Annotated in this window: 2 protein-coding genes and 1 pseudogene; 2 read left to right on the forward strand and 1 reads right to left on the reverse strand. The window is 47.6% G+C overall.

Annotated elements, in window-relative coordinates; genetic code table 11:
* Both KDK18_RS06255 and KDK18_RS06260 read left to right on the forward strand, forming a co-directional pair.
* Positions 1–475, forward strand: a pseudogene (locus KDK18_RS06255) (1-acyl-sn-glycerol-3-phosphate acyltransferase); the annotation flags it as partial.
* A gap of 1 nt (position 476) precedes the next feature.
* Positions 477–794, forward strand: a complete 318-nt coding sequence (locus KDK18_RS06260) for an NGG1p interacting factor NIF3 (RefSeq protein WP_306670878.1) — start codon at positions 477–479, stop codon at positions 792–794.
* 2 nt (positions 795–796) lie between these two features.
* Here the strand turns inward: KDK18_RS06260 and KDK18_RS06265 are convergent.
* Positions 797–1,310: hypothetical protein (locus KDK18_RS06265; RefSeq protein ID WP_257254007.1), on the reverse strand; the 514-nt coding region annotated here is incomplete at its 5' end.

Genomic DNA, 1,310 nt, shown 5'->3' on the forward strand with positions numbered 1-1,310 from the left:
CCTGGTACCCGTATCAATTGCTTACGAATACGACCCCTGCGATCTGGCCAAAGCCAGGGAACTCTTCGCGACTGAAGCCCAGGGCAATTATGAAAAGTTCGAAGGTGAAGACCTTCAAAGCATCGTGACTGGCATTAATGGTTTCAAAGGCGGTGTCCATGTAGCTTTTGGCACACCGCTGAAGGAAAAGTATGAAAACGCCAACCAGGTTGTTGAAGAAGTGGATCGTCAGGTTCATCAGAACTATTACCTGTTTGCTTCCAATCTGATTGCCTTTGATCGACTCCGCAGTGCCTATCCCCATGTGACAGAGTGTTCTTTAAAAGCCCTATTTGAAAAATTTTGCCCGGATGAGTCGCTTGATAGTAAAGTCAGAGATTTCGATGACCGTTTGGCTCTGTGCCCAAAGGCTCATCAACCCTGGTTCCTAAAGATGTATGCCAATCCGGTTTTCAATCATTTTGCTGGACAATGACATGACCCTGCATAAGCTGTGCTTTTTTGTTCCTGAAAGTCATCTTGAATCGGTGAAAACTGCCGTCTTTGCGACTGGTGCCGGGCGTTACGAAAACTACGACAGCTGTTGTTGGCAAACAGCTGGCCAGGGTCAGTCCAGACGGCTGAATGGCAGCGCCCCTTTCATTGGCAGGCAGGATATGGTGGAAATCGTTGAGGAATTCAAGGTTGAAATGATCTGTGAGGAGCAGTACCTGAAAGCAGCCATTGCCGCGTTGAGATCGGCACACCCTTATGAAGAGCCAGCCTTTGAAAGCTGGCCGGTAAGCGTTTCCTGAGTTTAAAGTCCGGGAAACGCCTCATTGAGAAAACGCATAAAATTCCTTTTAGTCCTGTATTCTTCACGCAGCTCATCAAGCCACCGACTAAATGCCTGCGGCTGATTCAGTCCTGCCAATATCTGCTGGCATTCAACCAATAGTTCAACCGCCTCTTGATAACTTTTACTCGTTCTTTTCTGAACACAATCCTTAACGAGCTTCTCATAGAGAAAACGAGAACGTTCTCCATCTTGCCGAAAATGTTTTCTCAGCTCGTAGAGCAATGTAGCATCCGGATCTGCATCTGTGACCAGTTGCCAGGCTGACTCCAGATCCGATCCAGCAAGAAAAGCCATCATCAGTGTGTTTAACACACGGTGGTGGTGATAACCCTGAGTGCTGACAACCCGCTCTTTCATCCAGTCTATGGCTTTTTGCCGCCAGTCTTCCTGACTGTTCAGGTCTTCTGAAAGCTCTTGTAAGTGCTCAAAAGTAGACAGTGTCGGTGACTCTTTAAATTGCTCCCAAACGTCC

Source organism: Endozoicomonas sp. SESOKO3 (genome assembly GCF_024606255.1).

Excerpts from the sequence above, each read along its gene's own strand:
- KDK18_RS06260 (WP_306670878.1), top strand. The coding sequence starts at position 477 with ATGACCCTGCATAAGCTGTGCTTTTTTGTTCCTGAAAGTCATCTTGAA.